Consider the following 17,745-nt stretch of genomic DNA (forward strand, 5'->3'; position numbering starts at 1 on the left):
AGTTTTTTGTGCTTCTTAGTTTTTATCCTTTTAAAAGCGTGTGCAAATATACAACTGTTTTTATTTTTGACAAATACTATTTTAAAAAAAATTAAAATATTTTTTCACCTCCATAAAAGTTAAAATATAAAAATGTTTTTACCTTTTTTATTTGACAGAAAATTTAGAGTTAGTACTTTTGCGCAAACCTAAGAATACCATGAGTAATACTAAATACGTTTTTGTAACAGGAGGCGTAACTTCATCGCTTGGAAAAGGAATTATTGCAGCATCTTTAGCAAAACTTTTGCAAGAGAGAGGCTTTTCTGTAACCATACAAAAATTAGACCCCTATATCAATATAGACCCAGGAACTTTAAATCCATATGAACATGGCGAATGTTATGTTACAGATGATGGTGCAGAAACCGATTTAGATTTAGGGCATTACGAGCGTTATTTAAACATCCCAACATCGCAAGCTAACAATGTTACAACTGGTAGAATTTATCAATCTGTAATAAATAAAGAGCGTAAAGGAGAGTTTTTAGGTAAAACAGTTCAAGTTATCCCTCATATTACCGATGAAATAAAACGTAGAATTCAGCTTTTAGGAGAAACTGGCGAATATGATATTGTAATTACAGAAATTGGTGGTACAGTTGGCGATATAGAATCTTTACCTTATGTAGAGTCTGTAAGACAAATGCTTTGGGAAAAAGGCGAAGATAATGCTATTGTTATTCATTTAACATTAATCCCTTTTTTAGCTGCTGCTGGCGAGTTAAAAACAAAACCTACACAGCACTCTGTAAAAATGTTAATGCAAAGTGGTGTTAGTCCAGATATTTTGGTTTGTAGAACAGAACACGAAATTTCTGACGACATTAAAAGAAAACTAGCTTTATTTTGTAATGTTAAAAAAGAAGATGTTATACAATCTATAGATGCAGAAACTATTTATGATGTACCCAATTTAATGTTGGACCAAGGTTTAGATAGAGTTGTACTTAATAAATTAAAACTGTCTTCTAAAGGAGAACCTAAATTAAAAGTTTGGAATGAGTTCTTAAGAAAACATAAAAACCCAATATCTGAAGTAGAAATCGCTTTAATTGGTAAATATATAGAGCTGCAAGATTCTTACAAATCTATAACAGAGGCTTTTATACATGCTGGTTCTTCTAACGAAACCAAAGTAAACGTACGTTGGGTACATTCTGAAAACTTAACAGCAAAGAATTTTGAGAAAAAATTAAAAGGTGTACATGGTATTTTAGTGGCTCCTGGTTTTGGTGATAGAGGAATTGACGGAAAAATAAATGCTGTAAAATATGCAAGAGAAAACAACATCCCTTTCTTTGGGATTTGTTTAGGAATGCAAATGGCAGTTATTGAGTTTGCTAAGAATGTACTTGGTTTGGTAGATGCTTTTTCTACAGAAATGAAACAAGATTGTAAAAATCCTGTGATCAACTTAATGGAAAGCCAAGAAGATGTTACAGAAAAAGGTGGCACCATGCGTTTAGGTGCTTGGGATTGTAATTTAATGGAAGACTCTAACGCTCACAAAGCTTATAAAGCTACTAAAATTAGCGAAAGACACAGACATAGATATGAATTTAATAACGATTACTTAGATCAAATAGAGCTAAAAGGTATGAAAGCTACAGGTATAAACCCCGCAACTGGTTTGGTAGAAGTAGTAGAAGTACCAACTCACCCTTGGTTTGTGGGTGTACAATATCATCCAGAATATAAAAGTACGGTGTTAAAACCTCATCCTTTATTTGTAGATTTTATAAAAGCAGCACTTAAATATTCGACAATCTAAAGTTCATAGCTTAAAAACGGAACACAATTTGAACTATTAAAGTCATCAACAAAAATCACAGCAAAATCAATTAAAAACAATACAGTTTTGCTACATTTGTCGGTTTTTACTTCTAATAAGAAGTTATTAATGACAGATTGACATTTAAATAAACACATGGAACAAAAAAAATTCGACTTCAATTCTTTTATTGGAATGATTTTATTGGGAGGTATCATTCTTTGGTGGATGAACACCAATCAACCAGAAACAGAAACTACTACAGATACTAAAACTAGTAAAGTTGTAGATTCTACAAAAACAAATACCCTTACAAATGCAGTTGTTAACGAAACTGCTTTTGAAAATGATTCAATTAAAAAGTTAGCGCTTACAAATAAATTAGGCGCTTTTGCACAGAGTGCAATCACAGGTTCAGAAGGGGTTACTGTTTTAGAAAACAGCGTTTTAAAACTTACGATTAATAATAAAGGTGGGCAAATTAAAGAAGCCTTAATTAAGAATTATAAAACATATGACTCTTTACCTTTATATATAGTAAAAGATAATAATGCTTCTTTTAACATTAATTTTGGCACTACAGACAATAGAATTTTAAATACGAAAAATTTATTTTTTAAACCGTCTTTATCTAAAAACGGAGAAAACCAGATACTTTCTATGAAATTAAAAGTATCTGAGACAAAGTATTTAGAATACAGATATGAGATGAAACCAAAAGACAATTACATGGTTGATTTTGCTATTCGATCTCAAGGTTTAAGTAATGTTATCAATTCATCAAATCCAATTAATTTAGATTGGAGCTTAAATGGTTACAGACATGAAAAAAGTTTGCGTACAGAAAACACCATGTATACCTACTTTTATTACAAAGCAGATGATGAAGTAGACTATATAAATGCCGGTAAATCTGAAGTTTTAAATGAGGTAGATTGGGTTGCTTATAAACAACACTTTTTTACGTCTAACTTACTAACAGAAAAACCTTTTAGCAACGCAACAATTACGTCTACAGATTTAGTTTTAAATGAAGAAATTGATACGGTTTTTACAAAAAAATTCGAATTAAAAACACCTTTAACATTATCTAATGGTGAGTTAAATTATAACATGAAATGGTTTTATGGCCCAAGTGATTATAATTTATTAAAAACCTATAAAGGTACAGATTTAGCAGAATCTGCTGATTTAGGTTGGGGAATTTTTGGTTTTTTAAACAGAACTATTTTTTATCCAGTATTTAACTTCTTAAAAGGGTTTTTATCTAACTATGGATTGATTATCATTTTAATGACGATTGTTGTTAGAATCATCATGTCTCCATTAGTATATAAATCGTATTTATCGAGTGCAAAAATGAAGGTAATTAGACCTGAATTAACTGCCTTAAATGAAAAATACCCAGGTAAAGAAAACGCTATGAAACGTCAGCAAGAAACCATGGCTATTCAACGAAAAGCAGGTGTAAGTATGATGTCTGGTTGTATACCCGCATTATTGCAAATGCCAGTTTTCTTTGCGTTGTTTAAATTTTTCCCAACAAATATCTCTTTAAGACAAGAAAGCTTTTTATGGGCAAACGATTTATCTTCATATGATACCATTTTTAAATTGCCTTTTAAAATTCCATTTTATGGAGACCACGTAAGTTTATTTCCAATTTTGGCCTCTATTGCTATTTTCTTTTACATGAAAATGAATCAAAGCCAACAAGCCAACATGCAAGCCCCCACGCAAGAAGGGATGCCTGATATGAGTAAAATGATGAAGTACATGATTTACTTCTCTCCAATTATGATGTTATTTTTCTTTAATAACTATGCAAGTTCTTTAAGTTTGTATTACTTTATATCTAACTTATTAACCATTGCTATTATGTTGGTTATTAAAAACTTTGTAATTGATGAAGAAAAAATTCACGCACAAATAGAAGAGAACAAAAAGCGTCCAGAAAAGAAAAAATCTAAGTTTAGACAACGTATAGACGATGCGATGAAACAAGCACAAGAGCAACAAGCTAAACAAAAAAGAAAATAAAAATAAAGAAACCGAAATTTTAAAATTTCGGTTTTTTTTATGCGATAAAAAAATAATTTGTTATTTGAAATAAGTAAAGGTAAATTTAAAAGAGTTACTTTCTACTGTAACAGCTCTTTTAATTTTGTAATAGTGGTATCTAAATCTTGTTTTGTAGTAAATTTAGAAAAAGAAAATCGTACAGAGGTTTTATCTTCTTCTCCATTTAATAAAATTTCTGAGAGTACATGTGACCCTTTATGGCTTCCACTTTGACAAGCACTACCCCCTGAAACAGCTATTCCTGCAAGATCTAAACTAAAAAGTAACATTGTATTTTTAACAGGAAAACGAACATTTAAAATTGTATAACTACTTTCATCTAAATGAGATGACAACCCGTTAAATTGTATTTTATCAGATATTTTTTTTAGCTCAGAAATAAAATACACTTTTAAGCTCTCTATGTAATTTTTATCTTTTTGTAAATTTTTAATTGCTATTTCTAAAGCTTTTTCCATCCCTAAAATTGCATGTACATTTTCTGTACTAGACCTTGCTCCTCTTTCCTGATCTCCACCATGTATCATTGGTAAAATACCAAAACCTTTTCTAAAAAAAGCAAAACCTACACCTTTGGGGCCATGAAATTTATGTGCACTAGCCACTATAAAATCTAAAGGATTTTTTTGCAAGTCAATCGCATAATGCCCAATAGCTTGTACAGTATCAGAATGTAACAAGGCATTGTACTTTTTACACAATAAACTTACTTTTTCTAAAGGTAAGAGATTCCCAATTTCGTTGTTAATCATCATTAAACTAACCAACGTTTTTTGTTTAGAATTTTGTAAAAGACGCTCTAAATGGTTAATATTTATACCCCCATTTTCATCAAGCTCTACAAAGTCTAAAACAATATTATAAGTTTCTTCCAAGTAATTACAGGTATGCAAAACTGCATGATGTTCTATTTTAGAAGTAATAACTCTTTGGATACCTAAATTTAAAACAGCATTATTTAAAATTAAATTATCTGCTTCTGTACCACTAGAAGTAAAAATAATTTCTTGCGCAGTAACATTAAAAAAACGAGCAATATTTTTTCTAGCAGTTTCTACTGCTGATTTTGCTTTTCTGCCAAATTGATGTGTAGAGGATGGATTACCAAAGTTTTCTGCCATAGAAGTTTGCATGGTTGCAATAACTTCTTTGTCTATTGGTGTAGTTGCAGCATTATCTAAATACACTGTTTTCATTGTACAAAAATACGTTTTCTATTTTTACTCTTTTACATTTTGATAAATATAAACCTCTGTAGCTCCTAAACCATATTTTTTGTAAGAAGCATCGTAATATTTAACTGGATATTTGTTTAATAAATTTTGTAATTCGGTTTTTAAAACGCCCTCTCCTACACCATGTATAAATACAATTTTAGAAATTCTTTTTTGTATGGCAAATACTACTTTTCTTTTTGCAGTATCTAATTGCAGGTTTAACATATCGTAATTATCTAAACCTTTTACAGATTTTACTAATTGATTGATATGCAAATCTACCTCTAAAACAACTTCTTGTTTTTGTTTCTTAAATAAACTTTCTTTGGGTTTATTTACGCTAATTTTTTCTTTTAAAAGCGCATTATTTATGTCTGAATATTTCGATAATTCGTATTGTTCTTTTTCAATTTTAACCAATTCTTTTTCATCAAAATTAAACACCATACCATCTGTAGTTTCTACAGCGATAGTATTTTTATTGATAGCGATAACCTTTCCTTTTAAAACATCATCTAAAACAGCTACTTTATTACCAATTTCTAAACGCATTGTTAACATTATTTTAATTCAAAATACTAAATAACAGCTTACTTTTGCTACAAAAATACATAGTATGGTACACACTTCTTCTATTTCTACAGAAAATTTCTTTAAAGAAGCAAATAAAAAAGTAAGTTTGACTGATGATCGAAAAACACTATTGCTTAGAATTTCTGAAAGTATTGCAAAAGAATACACAAAAAACGAGGTTGTAAATATTAATTTTATTTGCACACATAACTCTAGAAGAAGTCAACTTGGTCAAGTTTGGGCATTTTTTGCAGCACAATTTTTCGACTTAAATATTAACGCACTTTCTGGCGGTACAGAGGTTACTGCTTTTTATAGAAACACTGTAAAAACCTTACAAAAAGTAGGTTTCGATTTTAAAATAGAAGATTTTTCTCATCAGAACCCAAAATATATTATTTCTTTTGATGGAAGCAAAAAAAGTATTTTAGGTTTTTCTAAAAGATTTGACGATCCTATTAACAAAGATCCTTTTATTGCAATTACAACTTGTAATAATGCGGATGCAAATTGCCCTTTTATACCCACTGCTTTAGAAAGATTTCATTTGCCTTTTGTAGATCCAAAAGCATCTGATGGCACAAAAGCACAAGAAGAAACTTATTTAAAAACAAACCAGCAAATTGCTGCAGAAGTGTATTTTATTTTCGAGAATGTTGAGAAATTAGCGCGTTAAACTTCTAAATTTTTGTCATAAGGTATTCTCTCTAAAACGTGATTTATTACGTTAACTCTAGCTTCTGTTTTTCTATTTGCTCTAATTATTTTCCAAGGAGAAATTTTTGTATTAGTTTTTTTAAACATAGCATCTTTGTACTCTGTATATTGATCCCAAAGTAGCTGCGCTTTTTCGTCTAACTTGGTCATTTTCCACTGTTTAAGTGGATTTCTTTTAATATCTTCAAAACGCTTGGCTTGTTCTTTTTTAGAAATAGACATGTATATTTTTACCAAATGAATACCTGATTCTAAAATCATTTTTTCAAAATCATTTACTTGATTCATAAAAATTTGATATTCTTCTTGTGTACAAAAACCATTTACAGGTTCTACGACTGCTCTATTATACCAACTTCTATCAAAAAAAACAATTTCTCCTGCTTTTGGGAACTGCTCTACATAACGTTGAAAATACCATTGAGACTGCTCATCTTTTGTGGGTTTTGGCAACGCAACAATACGCATATGACGTGGGTTTATACGTTCTGTTAATCTTCTAATGGCACCTCCTTTACCTGCAGCATCTCTTCCTTGAAAAACAATAATAATTCTTTCGTTATTATCTATAGCCCAAGTTTGCAATCGTATTAATTCTACTTGTAATTTTTTTAATTTTTTCTGATAGTTTACATAACGCAAACCTCTTTCTAGATTAAAGGGTTCTTTAGACAATAATGCCAAAAGTCCTTTTTTTGTATTTAGTTTATTTACTTGTTTTTCAGTAAGTTTATCAACCATAAAATTTAGTCTATATGTTTACTACTAGACCTATAGTAACGCATTACTACGTTTGGGTCTGGTGTTAAAGTTATTTTTGCGCCTTGTTTATCATCATAATCAAACTGAGAAATAACATGCCTCATAGCTTCTAATCTTGCTACTTGTTTGTCATTTGTTTTAATCATTATCCAAGGGCTGTAAGAAGTATGTGTTTTAGAAAACATTTCTGCCTTGTAATGGGTATACTTATCCCAGAGTAATTGTCCTTGTTTATCAACAGGACTAAATTTCCATCTTTTTAATGGATTTTCTTTACGATCTTCAAATCGTTTTAATTGCTCATCTTTAGTAATAGATAGCCAAAATTTTATAATAATTACGCCATCTTCATACATCATATGTTCAAACTCTGGCACTTGCACTAAAAACTCTTTGTATTGTTGCTCTGTACAGAAGCCCATAACGGGTTCTACTACAGCTCTATTGTACCAACTTCTATCAAAAAAAACAATTTCTCCTGGATTGGGTAATTCTTTTATATAACGCTGAAAATACCATTGGCCTTTTTCTATTTCCGTAGGTTTATTTAAAGCTACCAACCTTGATGAACGCGGATTTAAATGCTCCATAAAGCGTCTGATATTTCCTCCTTTTCCTGCGGCATCCCTTCCTTCAAAAATAACAGCAACACGTTTTTTTTCTTTAGAAATCCAACGTTGTAATTTTACCAATTCTATTTGCAATAATTTAAGCTCTTCTTCGTAATAAAGTGTTTTTTTTACTTTGTTGTATAATGGGCTTTTATCTTTAATTAAATCGAGTAATTCTGAATTATTTTCTATACTCTGAAAATCTTCTGCAGTAATATTATTTTTTTTACTCATATATATTTTTTCGAAGTTTAAAAATATTAATTTTTTTTGTTAATTCGATTAAAAAAGATCATTTTAAAGAAGAATTTTTATATTTGTTTTTTATGAAAAAAAACTTTTCGGTTTTATTTTTTCTGATAAGTGTTGTTATTTTTTCACAAAAAAAATACACAAAAGAAATTAGCATTATCACAGAAAATGATTTATATACTTCCACTTACTATGATAGATACTATACAAATGGGCTGTTTTTGTCTTATAGGTATGTAGCAAAGGAAGGTCATAAAAATTTAGAAAAAAAAATATTTGAGTTTACTGTTGGCCATAAAATGTACACTCCTTTTAAAGCGATCTTAGTAAATATAGAAAATCATGATAGGCCTTTTGCAGCCTATTTTTATGGTAGTTTTGGCATACAAAAAGTATTTAAAAAAAATAATGCTTTAAAAACAACTTTTCAGATTGGTGTTATAGGTCCAAGTGCATTTGGTAAAAACTTACAAGATATTATACACAATATTTACGGTTTTAAAGAAGCTGTAGGCTGGAAATATCAAATTAAAAATGCTATTGGTTTAAATTTTAATGTAGCGTATACCCAAAAACTTTTTAAGAAAACAGAAAAGTTTTTTGATGTTTTTTGGACAAACAGAGGTAAAATTGGCACAATTGATACAAACATCTCTTCGGGTTTTTTAACTAGAATAGGTTTTAAACCTTTGCAAAAACTAGCTAATTCTATAGCTTTTAAAACCAACATCAACAATACAAAAACCGCTTACTTTAGAGCTGTAGAATCGTTTCTTTTTATAAAACCAATCCTAAAATATACTTTGTACGATGCTACTTTACAAGGTAGTTTTTTAAATACAGGTAGTTTAGTTACAAATACACTAAAACCTTTTGTTTTTAATCTACAAGTAGGATATCAGTTTACTGTAAACAGATTCAATTTTGCCTACATTTATAATTATCACTCAAACAAATCTAACAACTTAAACGCTACTAATGGCCATACGTATGGCACCATTGGTATTAATTATTTACTAAAGTAAATACCTAGAAAAAATCGTCTTTAAAGCCTATTAAAAATAGTTTTTCTTGCGCTCTTGTAATGGCTGTATACAACCACCTAAAGTATTCTTTAGAAACACCATCTGGCAAATAAGGTTGCTCTATAAAAACAGTTTTCCATTGGCCCCCTTGAGATTTATGACAGGTCATTGCATAAGAAAACTTTACTTGCAATGCATTAAAATACTTGTTCTTTTTAATCGCTAAAAACTGTTTGTATTTAGATTTTTCGTCAGCATAATCTTCTTTTACAGCCTGGTATAATTTATTGGATTCCTCGTAAGTTAAAGACGGGCTCTCACTTGTTAGGGTATCTAAAAGTAATACTGTTTCAAAAGGATGCATCTCTGGATAATCAATCATTCTAATTTCTACCTCTGCAAACTTAAAACCATATAATTCTTTTATCGAGAAAATTTTTAAGACCTCACAAATATCTCCATTGGCAATAAAACCTGCTTTTGAGGATTCTGGTAACCAATAATAATTATTTTTAACAATCATTATGTAATCACCTGAAGAAATCTCATTTTCTTGCCCTCTGATATTGTACCTAATTTGCTGATTATATTGGTTAGCGCGTTTGTTGGATCGCACAATAAAAGCAGTGTCTTCTACACCAAAATTATCATATGCAGAAACAATAGCATCTTCAACATCATAACCATCCTCTAATCTTTTAATATCTGGATAATTTAAATCAAAGGAAAAATTATTATGCTCATTTTTTAAAAGCAGTCTTAAAAAAGTAGCATTTGCCAAAATACCAGAATTTTCATGCTGACGCATTACTTCATCAAGCTCAATTTCTGTAACAGTTTTGTTAAATTGGTAAGCTAACGTATCTTTTTCTAATGCAGGAGAAACATTTAATTTTACAGGGGGTAATTGCGCTGTATCTCCAATAAAAATTAATTTACAGTTTATCCCAGAATATACGTAAGAAATTAAATCTTCTAAAAGAGAGCTGCTATCAAACAATTGTTGATGTTGTTTTCCATCTGGTATCATAGAAGCTTCATCTACAATAAAAATAGTATTTCTGTGTTTATTGGGCTGTAAAACAAAAGCGACAGAGCCATTACTTTGCTTTTTAGGAAAATAAATCTTTTTATGAATTGTAAAAGCTTGTTTTTTAGAATATACAGCAATTACTTTTGCAGCTCTTCCTGTTGGTGCCAATAAAACTGATTTTTTTCCAGCTGTCCATAAAGAATTTACAAAGGCACCAATGGTTGTGGTTTTACCTGTACCTGCATAACCTTTTAACAAAAACAAGCTATCTTTCTCTTTATCAAAAACAAAACTACTTAATAAACCTAATAAATCTCGCTGTTTTGTAGTAGGTTTAAAAGGAAATTTTTTTAATAATTCTGTATAAAATTTAGCTGCAGTTTCTATCATATTTTAATTAAAACATCAAAGATACATTGATTTGTAAATAAAAGTTTTTATCATTAAAAAAAAATTGTAGATTTGCGATAAGACTATTAAAAAATATTTAAAAATGGGATTAATTGGAATGATTTTGGCTGCAGTATTAGTTGCTGTAATCTTAGCTATTGTTATAGTTAAGTTTTTACCTTTAAAATTAAGATGGATAGCATCCTTACTATTGTTATTTTTAGCAATATTTCTAGGTTATAAAATTTATATGGGTATTATGGAACCTATCAACTTTAACAAAGATAAAGTTAAAAGATATGCTCCAGTAATTAAAAAACTTAAAATTATTAGAGATGCTGAAATTAAATTTAATGAAGCTACTGGTAATTATACAGCAGACAAAAATATTTTAATTCAATTTATAGATTCTGCTAAGTTAGCACTTACAAATACAAAAACTATTGTAGAAAAAGTTAACAGAGGTGGTGGTATTATTGATGAAGTTGAAGTTAGAGTAACAGATACTATTGGGTATGAACCTGTATTAAAATACTTTAAAGACAGAGATTATAAAAATATGTTTAAAGTAACTGGTTCAGACAAAGAATTTGAATTAGAAACTGGAACTGTAGAAAAAATACCTGGTTTGGTAGTACCAACTTTTAGAGCAAGAACGTCTAAAGAGACCCTTTTAAAAGGTATGAATGAATCTTTAGTAAAACAAGAATTAGAAGCAATAGCAACAGACCAAATTAAAGGAGAATATGTTTCTGTTGGCTCTTTAGAAGAAGTAACAACAGGTGGTAACTGGCCACCATCTTACGATAAGAAAGGTGAAAATAAAGAATAGTAGTATCTCTTTAAACAAATCCAAAGAAAATAAATTATCCATCCAATTTAATTTGGATGGATTTTCTTTTTGTATACACAACCCAGGTATAAAAAAAGATGTTTATTTTTCTGAATATGCTTTTGAAGAAACACTTAAAACTCCTGAAGAGTTATTAGAAAAAATTAAAGAAACCTTTAAAAAGGATACCATTTTACAAAAAGATTTTTCTGAGGTTATAGTAATTCATCAAAATAACTTAAACACTTTAGTACCAAATATGTTTTTTAAAGAAACTCATTTAAAAACCTATTTAAATGGTAACATAAAAACACTTGCTACAGACTTTATAACTTTTGATGAAATTAAAACCATAGGGGCTAATAATGTTTACATCCCATATGTAAATATTAATAATTATTTTTTTCAGCATTTTGGTGAGTTTGAATACAAACACCATATAACAGCATTGATAGAAAAAATTGTAAAATTATCTATGGCTAAAGAAAAAACAATGTTTGTAAATGTATCTAAAAGCAGTATCGATATTTTAGTTACAGAAAAAAATACCCTTCTTTTAGCTAATAGTTTTCACTTCAATAGTAAAGAAGATTTTATATATTATATTTTATTTGTTGCAGAACAACTACAATTAGATACAGATGCACTTTCTCTTTATTTTACAGGAGCTATATCTGTTAATAGTGATATTTACAAAATAGCGTTTACCTACATTAGAAATATTTATTTTTTAGAAAGTAACAATGCTATTTTTGCGAATTTAAACATGCAAAAGCACACCAATTACATATTATTAGGCACATGAGAATCATTTCTGGCAAATATAAATCTAGACGAATACAAGCACCAAAAAACCTACCTGTTAGGCCAACAACAGACATGGCAAAAGAGTCTTTGTTTAACATTTTAAACAATACCTATTATTTTGATGCTATTTCTGTAATAGATTTATTTGCCGGAACTGGTAATATTAGCTACGAATTTGCTTCTAGAGGTACTAAAACTATTTATGCTATTGATGCTAACTTTGGTTGCATTAAGTTTATAAATAACACCGCTAAAACTTTAGAATTAGATATTAATACTTATAAGAGTGACGTTTATAAATTTTTAGAGAAAACCAATTTAAGTGCAGACGTTATATTTGCAGACCCACCTTATGATTTTGAAACCGAGCAATTTTTAAAAATTGTAGACTTAGTTTTTGAAAACAATCTTTTACATGAAGATGGTATTTTAATTGTAGAACACTCTAAACACACAGATTTATCTAACCATACAAAACATAGTTACGATAAACGTTATGGTGGTAATGTATTTAGTTTTTTTGAAAATAATTTAGAAAAAGAAAACTAATTACTATAGTAAAGAAGTTATAATATCTGAAATGGTAATACCTTCTGCTTCTGCCTTATAATTTTTAACAATTCTATGAGAAAGAATTGGTATAGCCACTGCTTTTACATCTTCTATATCTGGAGAATATTTACCATTAACTGCTGCATGAGCTTTGGCTGCTAAAATTAAGTTTTGTGACGCTCTTGGTCCTGCACCCCAATCTAAATAACTTTTTACCATTTCTGTAGCTTTATCAGATTTTGGTCTTGTTTTTCCTACCAAACCAACCGCATATTCTATAACATTATCTGCTACAGGTATTTTACGAATCAATTTTTGTATTTCTACAATTTCGTTGCCATTAAATATCGCATTTATATTCTGATTTAAAATAGACGTGGTACTTTTTACAACTTGAATTTCTTCTGCAAAAGTTGGATATGCTAAATTGATAGAAAACATAAATCTATCTAACTGTGCTTCTGGTAAAGGATACGTACCTTCTTGCTCAATTGGGTTTTGTGTGGCTAACACAAAAAACGGTAAATCTAATTTATAATGATTTCCAGAAACGGTTACCGATCGCTCTTGCATTGCTTCTAACAAAGCAGCCTGAGTTTTTGGAGGGGTTCTGTTAATTTCGTCTGCTAAAATAATGTTAGAAAAAATAGGTCCTTTTATAAATTTAAACTTTCTGTTTTCGTCTAAAATTTCGCTACCTAAAATGTCTGAAGGCATTAAGTCTGGTGTAAATTGTATTCTGTTAAAGTGTAAGCCTAAAACATCTGAAACCGTATTTACTAATAAGGTTTTTGCCAAACCTGGCACACCAATTAATAAAGAATGACCACCACAAAAAATAGATAATAAGGTAAAATCTACAGCTTCTTTTTGTCCGATAATTACTTTGCCAATTTCTGCTTTTAGTAAATCAAACTTTGCTACTAATTCGTTTACGGCTTTAACGTCTGACATTATTTATTTACTTCTTTTTTCCAGTTCTTTTCAAAAGTACAGTTCTTATAATCTTCACCAATTTTTATATAGGTGTCTTTAATTTTGTCTTTTGCCCATTTTTCTATTGCCTCTTCTTTCTTTTTCTTTAAAGCTAAATCTTGAACTTTTACATAATCATCAACAAAACCTGCTTTATGAGTATCAGTTTTATCTCTCATTAAAATAAATTTGTACATTTTTTCTCCTCCAGAGGATTGATCATAAAAAACATCTGAGAACTCTCCTGTTTCAAGTTCATTTACTCTAGCATACATTGCTGGGTCCATTCTTGTTAACTCAAATCTAGACTCTCCTGTATATGGGTTTATAATTAAACCATTGTTATTTTTAGATTCCTTATCGTCTGAAAACTTTTTTACAGCTTCTTCAAACGTGAGTTTACCAGCCTCTATGTCTCTTTTAATTTCTTCTACTTTAAACTTAATTTCTTGTAATCTAGCTTCTGGTATTTCTGGTTGCATTAAAATATGAGATACAATTCTTGTGTTTCCTTTAATTTCATGCAATAAAATAATATGATAACCATACATTGTTTTAAAAGGCTCTGATATTTGTCCTTTTTCTAAAGAGAAAGAAACTTCTTTAAACTCTTTAATTAAACTAGCTTCTTTAGTTACTACAATTCTCCCATTATCTCTAGTAACACCAGGGTCTTTAGAATTTATAATAGCTTTTAGTCTAAAACTTGCACCCTCTAAAACTTCTTGTCTAATTTCTTTTAATTTATCTATTACTTTTTTATTTTCTTCTGGGGTTGGTTCTGCATTCATTACCAATTGTGCCAATTCTATTTCTGCAGCAAATTCTGGTAATTCTCCTTTTTCTTTTAAACCATTGTAATACAAACGTACTTCTTCTGGAGTAACATCTACTTTTTCAGTAATTTTTATTTGTTCTTTTTCTACCAAAAGGTTTTCTTTTTGTACCGCGTATAATTCTTCTTTTAAATCTGTTAAATCATTAAAACCATAAGCTTGTATAACTTTGTCTAGAGAACCATATTGTTGTGTAAAAAATTGAACACTTCTATCTACTCTAGCATTTATTTCTGGATCGGAAACTGTAACACTATCAATTATTGCGTGATGAGATAGTAATTTTTGTTGCATTAATTCTTCTAACATTTCGCAATTAGAAATGGTAATTTTACCTTCACTTCTTAGCTCTACTTCTTGCTTAAACTTCTCAATATCAGAATCTAGTACAATATTTTTACCTACAACAACGGCTACACCATCAATTTTTACTTTTTGTGCATTTGTTTGAAATACACTCATTAAAACTAAGGTGATGGTAAAAAGTAGTTTAATATATTTTAAAGTTATTTTTTTCTGTGGCATCTTTTACTATTATTTTTTCTATTTCTCTAATTAGTTCGATTTTACGCTTGTGTAAAATCATTTCTTTTATAGTAGGTTCGATATAACTTAGAGGCGCTATATCGTTTCTATTTAAAATATCTTTTACAGCGACCAAATATAAACCTAATGAGTCTTGTTTTTGAATGAATTTTGTTTTTTTTAACAAATTTTCTTTAGAAACAGGTAGTTTTAACAAAATCTTGTCTAATTGTACCCAAACAGAATCGTTTAATTGATATTTTTTAAAGCTCAATTGCATTTGTTCTAATTGCTCTGCTGCTTCTATATCATCCAATTTAAAAAGTTTTATAATCTCTTTTTTATCTTTGATATTATCATCAAAGTGCAAGTATTTTAATTTTAATAATACCTCATTCAATTTAAAATTTTCTTTATTATAGTCGTAATAACTTTCTACTTCATCTTGAGAAATGATAGTATCTAATTGCTGTTTTATAAGTTCTTCTTTATAATTATTTATCAATAAACTTTCTCTGTAATCTTGTACCAGTTTTTTAATGTTTTCTAAAGCTTCTAAAGAATTGTTTTTTTCTGCATTTTTTAATAGCAGCTTTTTAATTGCCCAGTCTTGTATATAACTTTTTACTAAAAGCAAACTATCTTCTTTAGCTATATTTTGAGGTAAAATATCTTTTACATCTTCTCTAAAAAGCTTTTCTGTATCTACAATAGCAATAATTTCAGATGAATTTACTTGTTTTTCTTGTACCGTAAGATAATCGCAAGAAAAAAATAAGAGTACACAAAAAAAAGCGATAACCAATCTCATTTGTAATTAATTGTAATATTTAATTAGTTTTTTTAATTGTCTTTTACGAATTTTAATATTGCTTTTTTTTCTTAAATCAGCAATCCATTTTTTTTCTAGATAATTTTGATAATCGTTCATTACCTCACCTTTATTATCCTCTAATTTTCTAGAACTATAATTAGCTTTATGCTTCTCAAAATAGTTTTGTAAACCTAGGGTATCTTTTGTAGACTTATTCCAAATTTTATCTTGCATTAATTCAAACAACAACAATCCATCTTCATATTCTTTTAAAATGTATGCATATTCTGGTTCTGTGTTTACCAAGTTTTCTTTGTAATAAGTAAGTATTTCTTGATTTTTAAACATTTCAAACAAGGTAAATACAGGTTGGTTTCTTCTGTTTTTAATGTAATCTATAAAATCTTCTTGCTTTATCTTTTTATCGTTGATAGAAAACATCATTATTTGTAAAGAATCTTTAGGAATAGCTCTAATATTTTTTCTGTCTAATATTTTTTTAGCCGCCTCATTTTCTACAATATTATAAGTCGCTTTTAACTTATTGATTACAGCTGTTTCAGACATTTGCATTCTAGCGCTATTTTTAATTTTATTTCTTAACTCTTTTTCTAATTCTTTAAATGGTTTTACAGGATGTTTCTTAATCAACTTTACAATATGCCAACCAAAACGGGTTTTAAAAGGTTTAGAAAATGCACCTTCTTTTTGTAGAGAAAAAGCGGCATCTTCAAAAGGTTTTACCATTCTACCAGTACCAAATTTACCTAATTTACCTCCTCTATTTTTAGAGCCATTATCTTCTGAATATTGTTTGGCTAATTCTTCAAAACTGTTATTAACAATTAATTTTTCATATACTTCAAAAATTTTCTTTTTACCAACATCGGTCGTATCTAGAATTAAAATATGAGCTGCTTCTATCTCACCTTCAGAAGGTTTTAAATCGTCTACTTTTAAAATATGATAACCAAATTGGGTTCTAAAAGGTTTAGATACCTGTCCTACTTTTGTATTGTAAGCAGCATCTTCAAAAGGGGTTACCATTTTAAAAGCATCAAAATACCCTAAATTACCCTTGTTTCCTTTTCTTCCTGATTTTGCATCGTCTCTAGCAGAATTGTCTTCGGATGTTTCTTGAGCAACTTTTTCAAAATCCTCGCCAGCAAGGATTCTATTTCTAATTTTTAGAATTTTATTATAGGCTTTTATAGTATCTTTTGGCCTTGCATCTTTAGCAGTTCTAATTAAGATATGTTTAGCTTTTACCTTATTTTTTACTCTAAAATAAACATCTTTTACCATTTTATCTAGAAAAGTAGTATCCTGTAAATAAGGAGCCGCTAATTGGTTTTTATAGGTTTCAATTTCTTTCTTGTAAGAAGGTAAAGTATCTAATTTTAGTTGATATGCTTCCTTAACCTTTAATTTATAATTGATAAATAATTCTAAATTATTAGTTACATCTTTCGCTTCTTTATTATCAATAGCATCTAAGTTTTTTTCGTAAACCCTTTTAAAATCTGCAACTGTTATATTTTCTTCGTTAATGGTTACTAGTGTTTTTGATTTTTTCTGAGAAAAAATACTCATTGATACTAATAAAACACAGATAGATAAAATTTTAATTTTCATAAGATTGATTAATTATAAAGATATGATTCCTTTTATTTTTTCAGCTTTTTTATAATATGAAATAACTTCGTCTGAATTTTTTAACTTTAGCATAATAGAAACACTAACGTATTTACCTGTTTTAGATTTTTTTGTTTTTATTACAGCACCCGTTTTATCAAATATATCCTCTACTTCAGTAACCTGATTCTCTGTAGTTGGCACAATAAATTTATACAAATAATCTGCAGGAAACTTAGTCGTATCTTCTAATTGTACTTTTAATTTGGTATAAAATTCGTCTTTATTACTCAT

The 17,745-nt window shown here is 28.9% G+C and carries 17 protein-coding genes; 7 read left to right on the forward strand and 10 right to left on the reverse strand.

The features are described 5' to 3' along the window. Nucleotides 1-199 precede the first annotated feature (199 nt). Together Q0662_RS09945 and yidC are read left to right on the forward strand one after the other, a co-directional pair. Entirely contained in the window at nt 200-1,813 is a 1,614-nt protein-coding gene (locus Q0662_RS09945; protein ID WP_298949289.1) for a CTP synthase, read from the forward strand. Nucleotides 1,814-1,969: 156 nt separating this feature from the next. After that, nucleotides 1,970-3,853 (forward strand): membrane protein insertase YidC, encoded by a 1,884-nt coding sequence (gene yidC, locus Q0662_RS09950; protein ID WP_298949291.1) that lies wholly within the window; start codon nt 1,970-1,972, stop codon nt 3,851-3,853. Nucleotides 3,854-3,954: 101 nt separating this feature from the next. On the opposite strand, the gene Q0662_RS09955 is transcribed toward yidC, so the two are convergent. Both Q0662_RS09955 and Q0662_RS09960 read right to left on the reverse strand, forming a co-directional pair. Next, a complete protein-coding gene (locus Q0662_RS09955; RefSeq protein WP_298949293.1) occupies nt 3,955-5,091 on the reverse strand; it encodes a cysteine desulfurase family protein in 1,137 nt (378 codons plus the stop codon). A 24-nt stretch (nt 5,092-5,115) separates the two neighbouring features. Next, the gene (locus tag Q0662_RS09960) at nt 5,116-5,664 is read right to left on the reverse strand and encodes a Smr/MutS family protein (RefSeq protein WP_298949297.1); all 549 of its coding nucleotides are present in this window, start codon (nt 5,662-5,664) and stop codon (nt 5,116-5,118) included. A 64-nt stretch (nt 5,665-5,728) separates the two neighbouring features. Between Q0662_RS09960 and Q0662_RS09965 the strand changes: the two genes are divergently transcribed. Next, nucleotides 5,729-6,361 carry a hypothetical protein gene (locus Q0662_RS09965; RefSeq protein ID WP_298949299.1) on the forward strand — a complete coding sequence of 211 codons (633 nt, stop codon included), beginning with the start codon at nt 5,729-5,731 and terminating at the stop codon, nt 6,359-6,361. On the opposite strand, the gene ppk2 (Q0662_RS09970) is transcribed toward Q0662_RS09965, so the two are convergent. Next, the gene (ppk2, locus tag Q0662_RS09970; protein ID WP_298949300.1) at nt 6,358-7,143 is read right to left on the reverse strand and encodes a polyphosphate kinase 2; all 786 of its coding nucleotides are present in this window, start codon (nt 7,141-7,143) and stop codon (nt 6,358-6,360) included. The genes Q0662_RS09965 and ppk2 (Q0662_RS09970) overlap by 4 nt on opposite strands. A 5-nt stretch (nt 7,144-7,148) precedes the next feature. Continuing rightward, nucleotides 7,149-8,009 carry a polyphosphate kinase 2 gene (ppk2, locus tag Q0662_RS09975; protein ID WP_298949301.1) on the reverse strand — a complete coding sequence of 287 codons (861 nt, stop codon included), beginning with the start codon at nt 8,007-8,009 and terminating at the stop codon, nt 7,149-7,151. A gap of 92 nt (nt 8,010-8,101) precedes the next feature. Between ppk2 (Q0662_RS09975) and Q0662_RS09980 the strand changes: the two genes are divergently transcribed. Continuing rightward, nucleotides 8,102-9,052 carry a lipid A deacylase LpxR family protein gene (locus Q0662_RS09980; RefSeq protein WP_298949302.1) on the forward strand — a complete coding sequence of 317 codons (951 nt, stop codon included), beginning with the start codon at nt 8,102-8,104 and terminating at the stop codon, nt 9,050-9,052. A 4-nt stretch (nt 9,053-9,056) separates the two neighbouring features. Here Q0662_RS09980 and Q0662_RS09985 read toward each other — a convergent pair whose 3' ends face one another. After that, nucleotides 9,057-10,475 (reverse strand): AAA family ATPase, encoded by a 1,419-nt coding sequence (locus tag Q0662_RS09985; RefSeq protein ID WP_298949304.1) that lies wholly within the window; start codon nt 10,473-10,475, stop codon nt 9,057-9,059. A gap of 103 nt (nt 10,476-10,578) precedes the next feature. Here Q0662_RS09985 and Q0662_RS09990 point away from each other — a divergent pair, with 103 nt between their 5' ends. From Q0662_RS09990 to rsmD, 3 genes are read left to right on the forward strand one after another with little or no spacing between them, the layout of a single operon-like run. After that, the gene (locus Q0662_RS09990; protein WP_298949306.1) at nt 10,579-11,307 is read left to right on the forward strand and encodes a hypothetical protein; all 729 of its coding nucleotides are present in this window, start codon (nt 10,579-10,581) and stop codon (nt 11,305-11,307) included. After that, on the forward strand, nt 11,291-12,112 hold the full coding sequence (locus Q0662_RS09995) for a DUF3822 family protein (RefSeq protein ID WP_298949308.1): 822 nt from the start codon (nt 11,291-11,293) through the stop codon (nt 12,110-12,112). The genes Q0662_RS09990 and Q0662_RS09995 overlap by 17 nt, the downstream gene beginning before the upstream one ends. Further along, on the forward strand, nt 12,109-12,663 hold the full coding sequence (rsmD, locus tag Q0662_RS10000) for a 16S rRNA (guanine(966)-N(2))-methyltransferase RsmD (protein ID WP_298949309.1): 555 nt from the start codon (nt 12,109-12,111) through the stop codon (nt 12,661-12,663). The genes Q0662_RS09995 and rsmD overlap by 4 nt, the downstream gene beginning before the upstream one ends. Nucleotides 12,664-12,666: 3 nt before the next feature. Here rsmD and Q0662_RS10005 read toward each other — a convergent pair whose 3' ends face one another. The 5 genes from Q0662_RS10005 to Q0662_RS10025 are packed head-to-tail and all read right to left on the reverse strand — an operon-like array spanning nt 12,667 to nt 17,745. Further along, nucleotides 12,667-13,620, reverse strand: a complete 954-nt coding sequence (locus tag Q0662_RS10005) for a MoxR family ATPase (protein WP_298949311.1) — start codon at nt 13,618-13,620, stop codon at nt 12,667-12,669. Beyond that, nucleotides 13,620-15,002, reverse strand: coding sequence for a peptidylprolyl isomerase (locus Q0662_RS10010; protein WP_298949313.1), 1,383 nt, complete (start codon nt 15,000-15,002; stop codon nt 13,620-13,622). Before Q0662_RS10010 ends, Q0662_RS10005 begins: the two co-directional genes overlap by 1 nt. Next, nucleotides 14,968-15,813 carry a hypothetical protein gene (locus tag Q0662_RS10015; protein WP_298949315.1) on the reverse strand — a complete coding sequence of 282 codons (846 nt, stop codon included), beginning with the start codon at nt 15,811-15,813 and terminating at the stop codon, nt 14,968-14,970. Before Q0662_RS10015 ends, Q0662_RS10010 begins: the two co-directional genes overlap by 35 nt. A 6-nt stretch (nt 15,814-15,819) precedes the next feature. Then, nucleotides 15,820-17,451, reverse strand: coding sequence for a peptidylprolyl isomerase (locus Q0662_RS10020; protein WP_298949317.1), 1,632 nt, complete (start codon nt 17,449-17,451; stop codon nt 15,820-15,822). Between the two features lie 12 nt (nt 17,452-17,463). Continuing rightward, nucleotides 17,464-17,745, reverse strand: coding sequence for a DUF493 family protein (locus Q0662_RS10025; RefSeq protein ID WP_298949319.1), 282 nt, complete (start codon nt 17,743-17,745; stop codon nt 17,464-17,466).

The sequence above is a fragment of the uncultured Polaribacter sp. genome (assembly GCF_947503855.1).
In the GTDB taxonomy this organism is placed as follows: Bacteria; Bacteroidota; Bacteroidia; order Flavobacteriales; family Flavobacteriaceae; genus Polaribacter.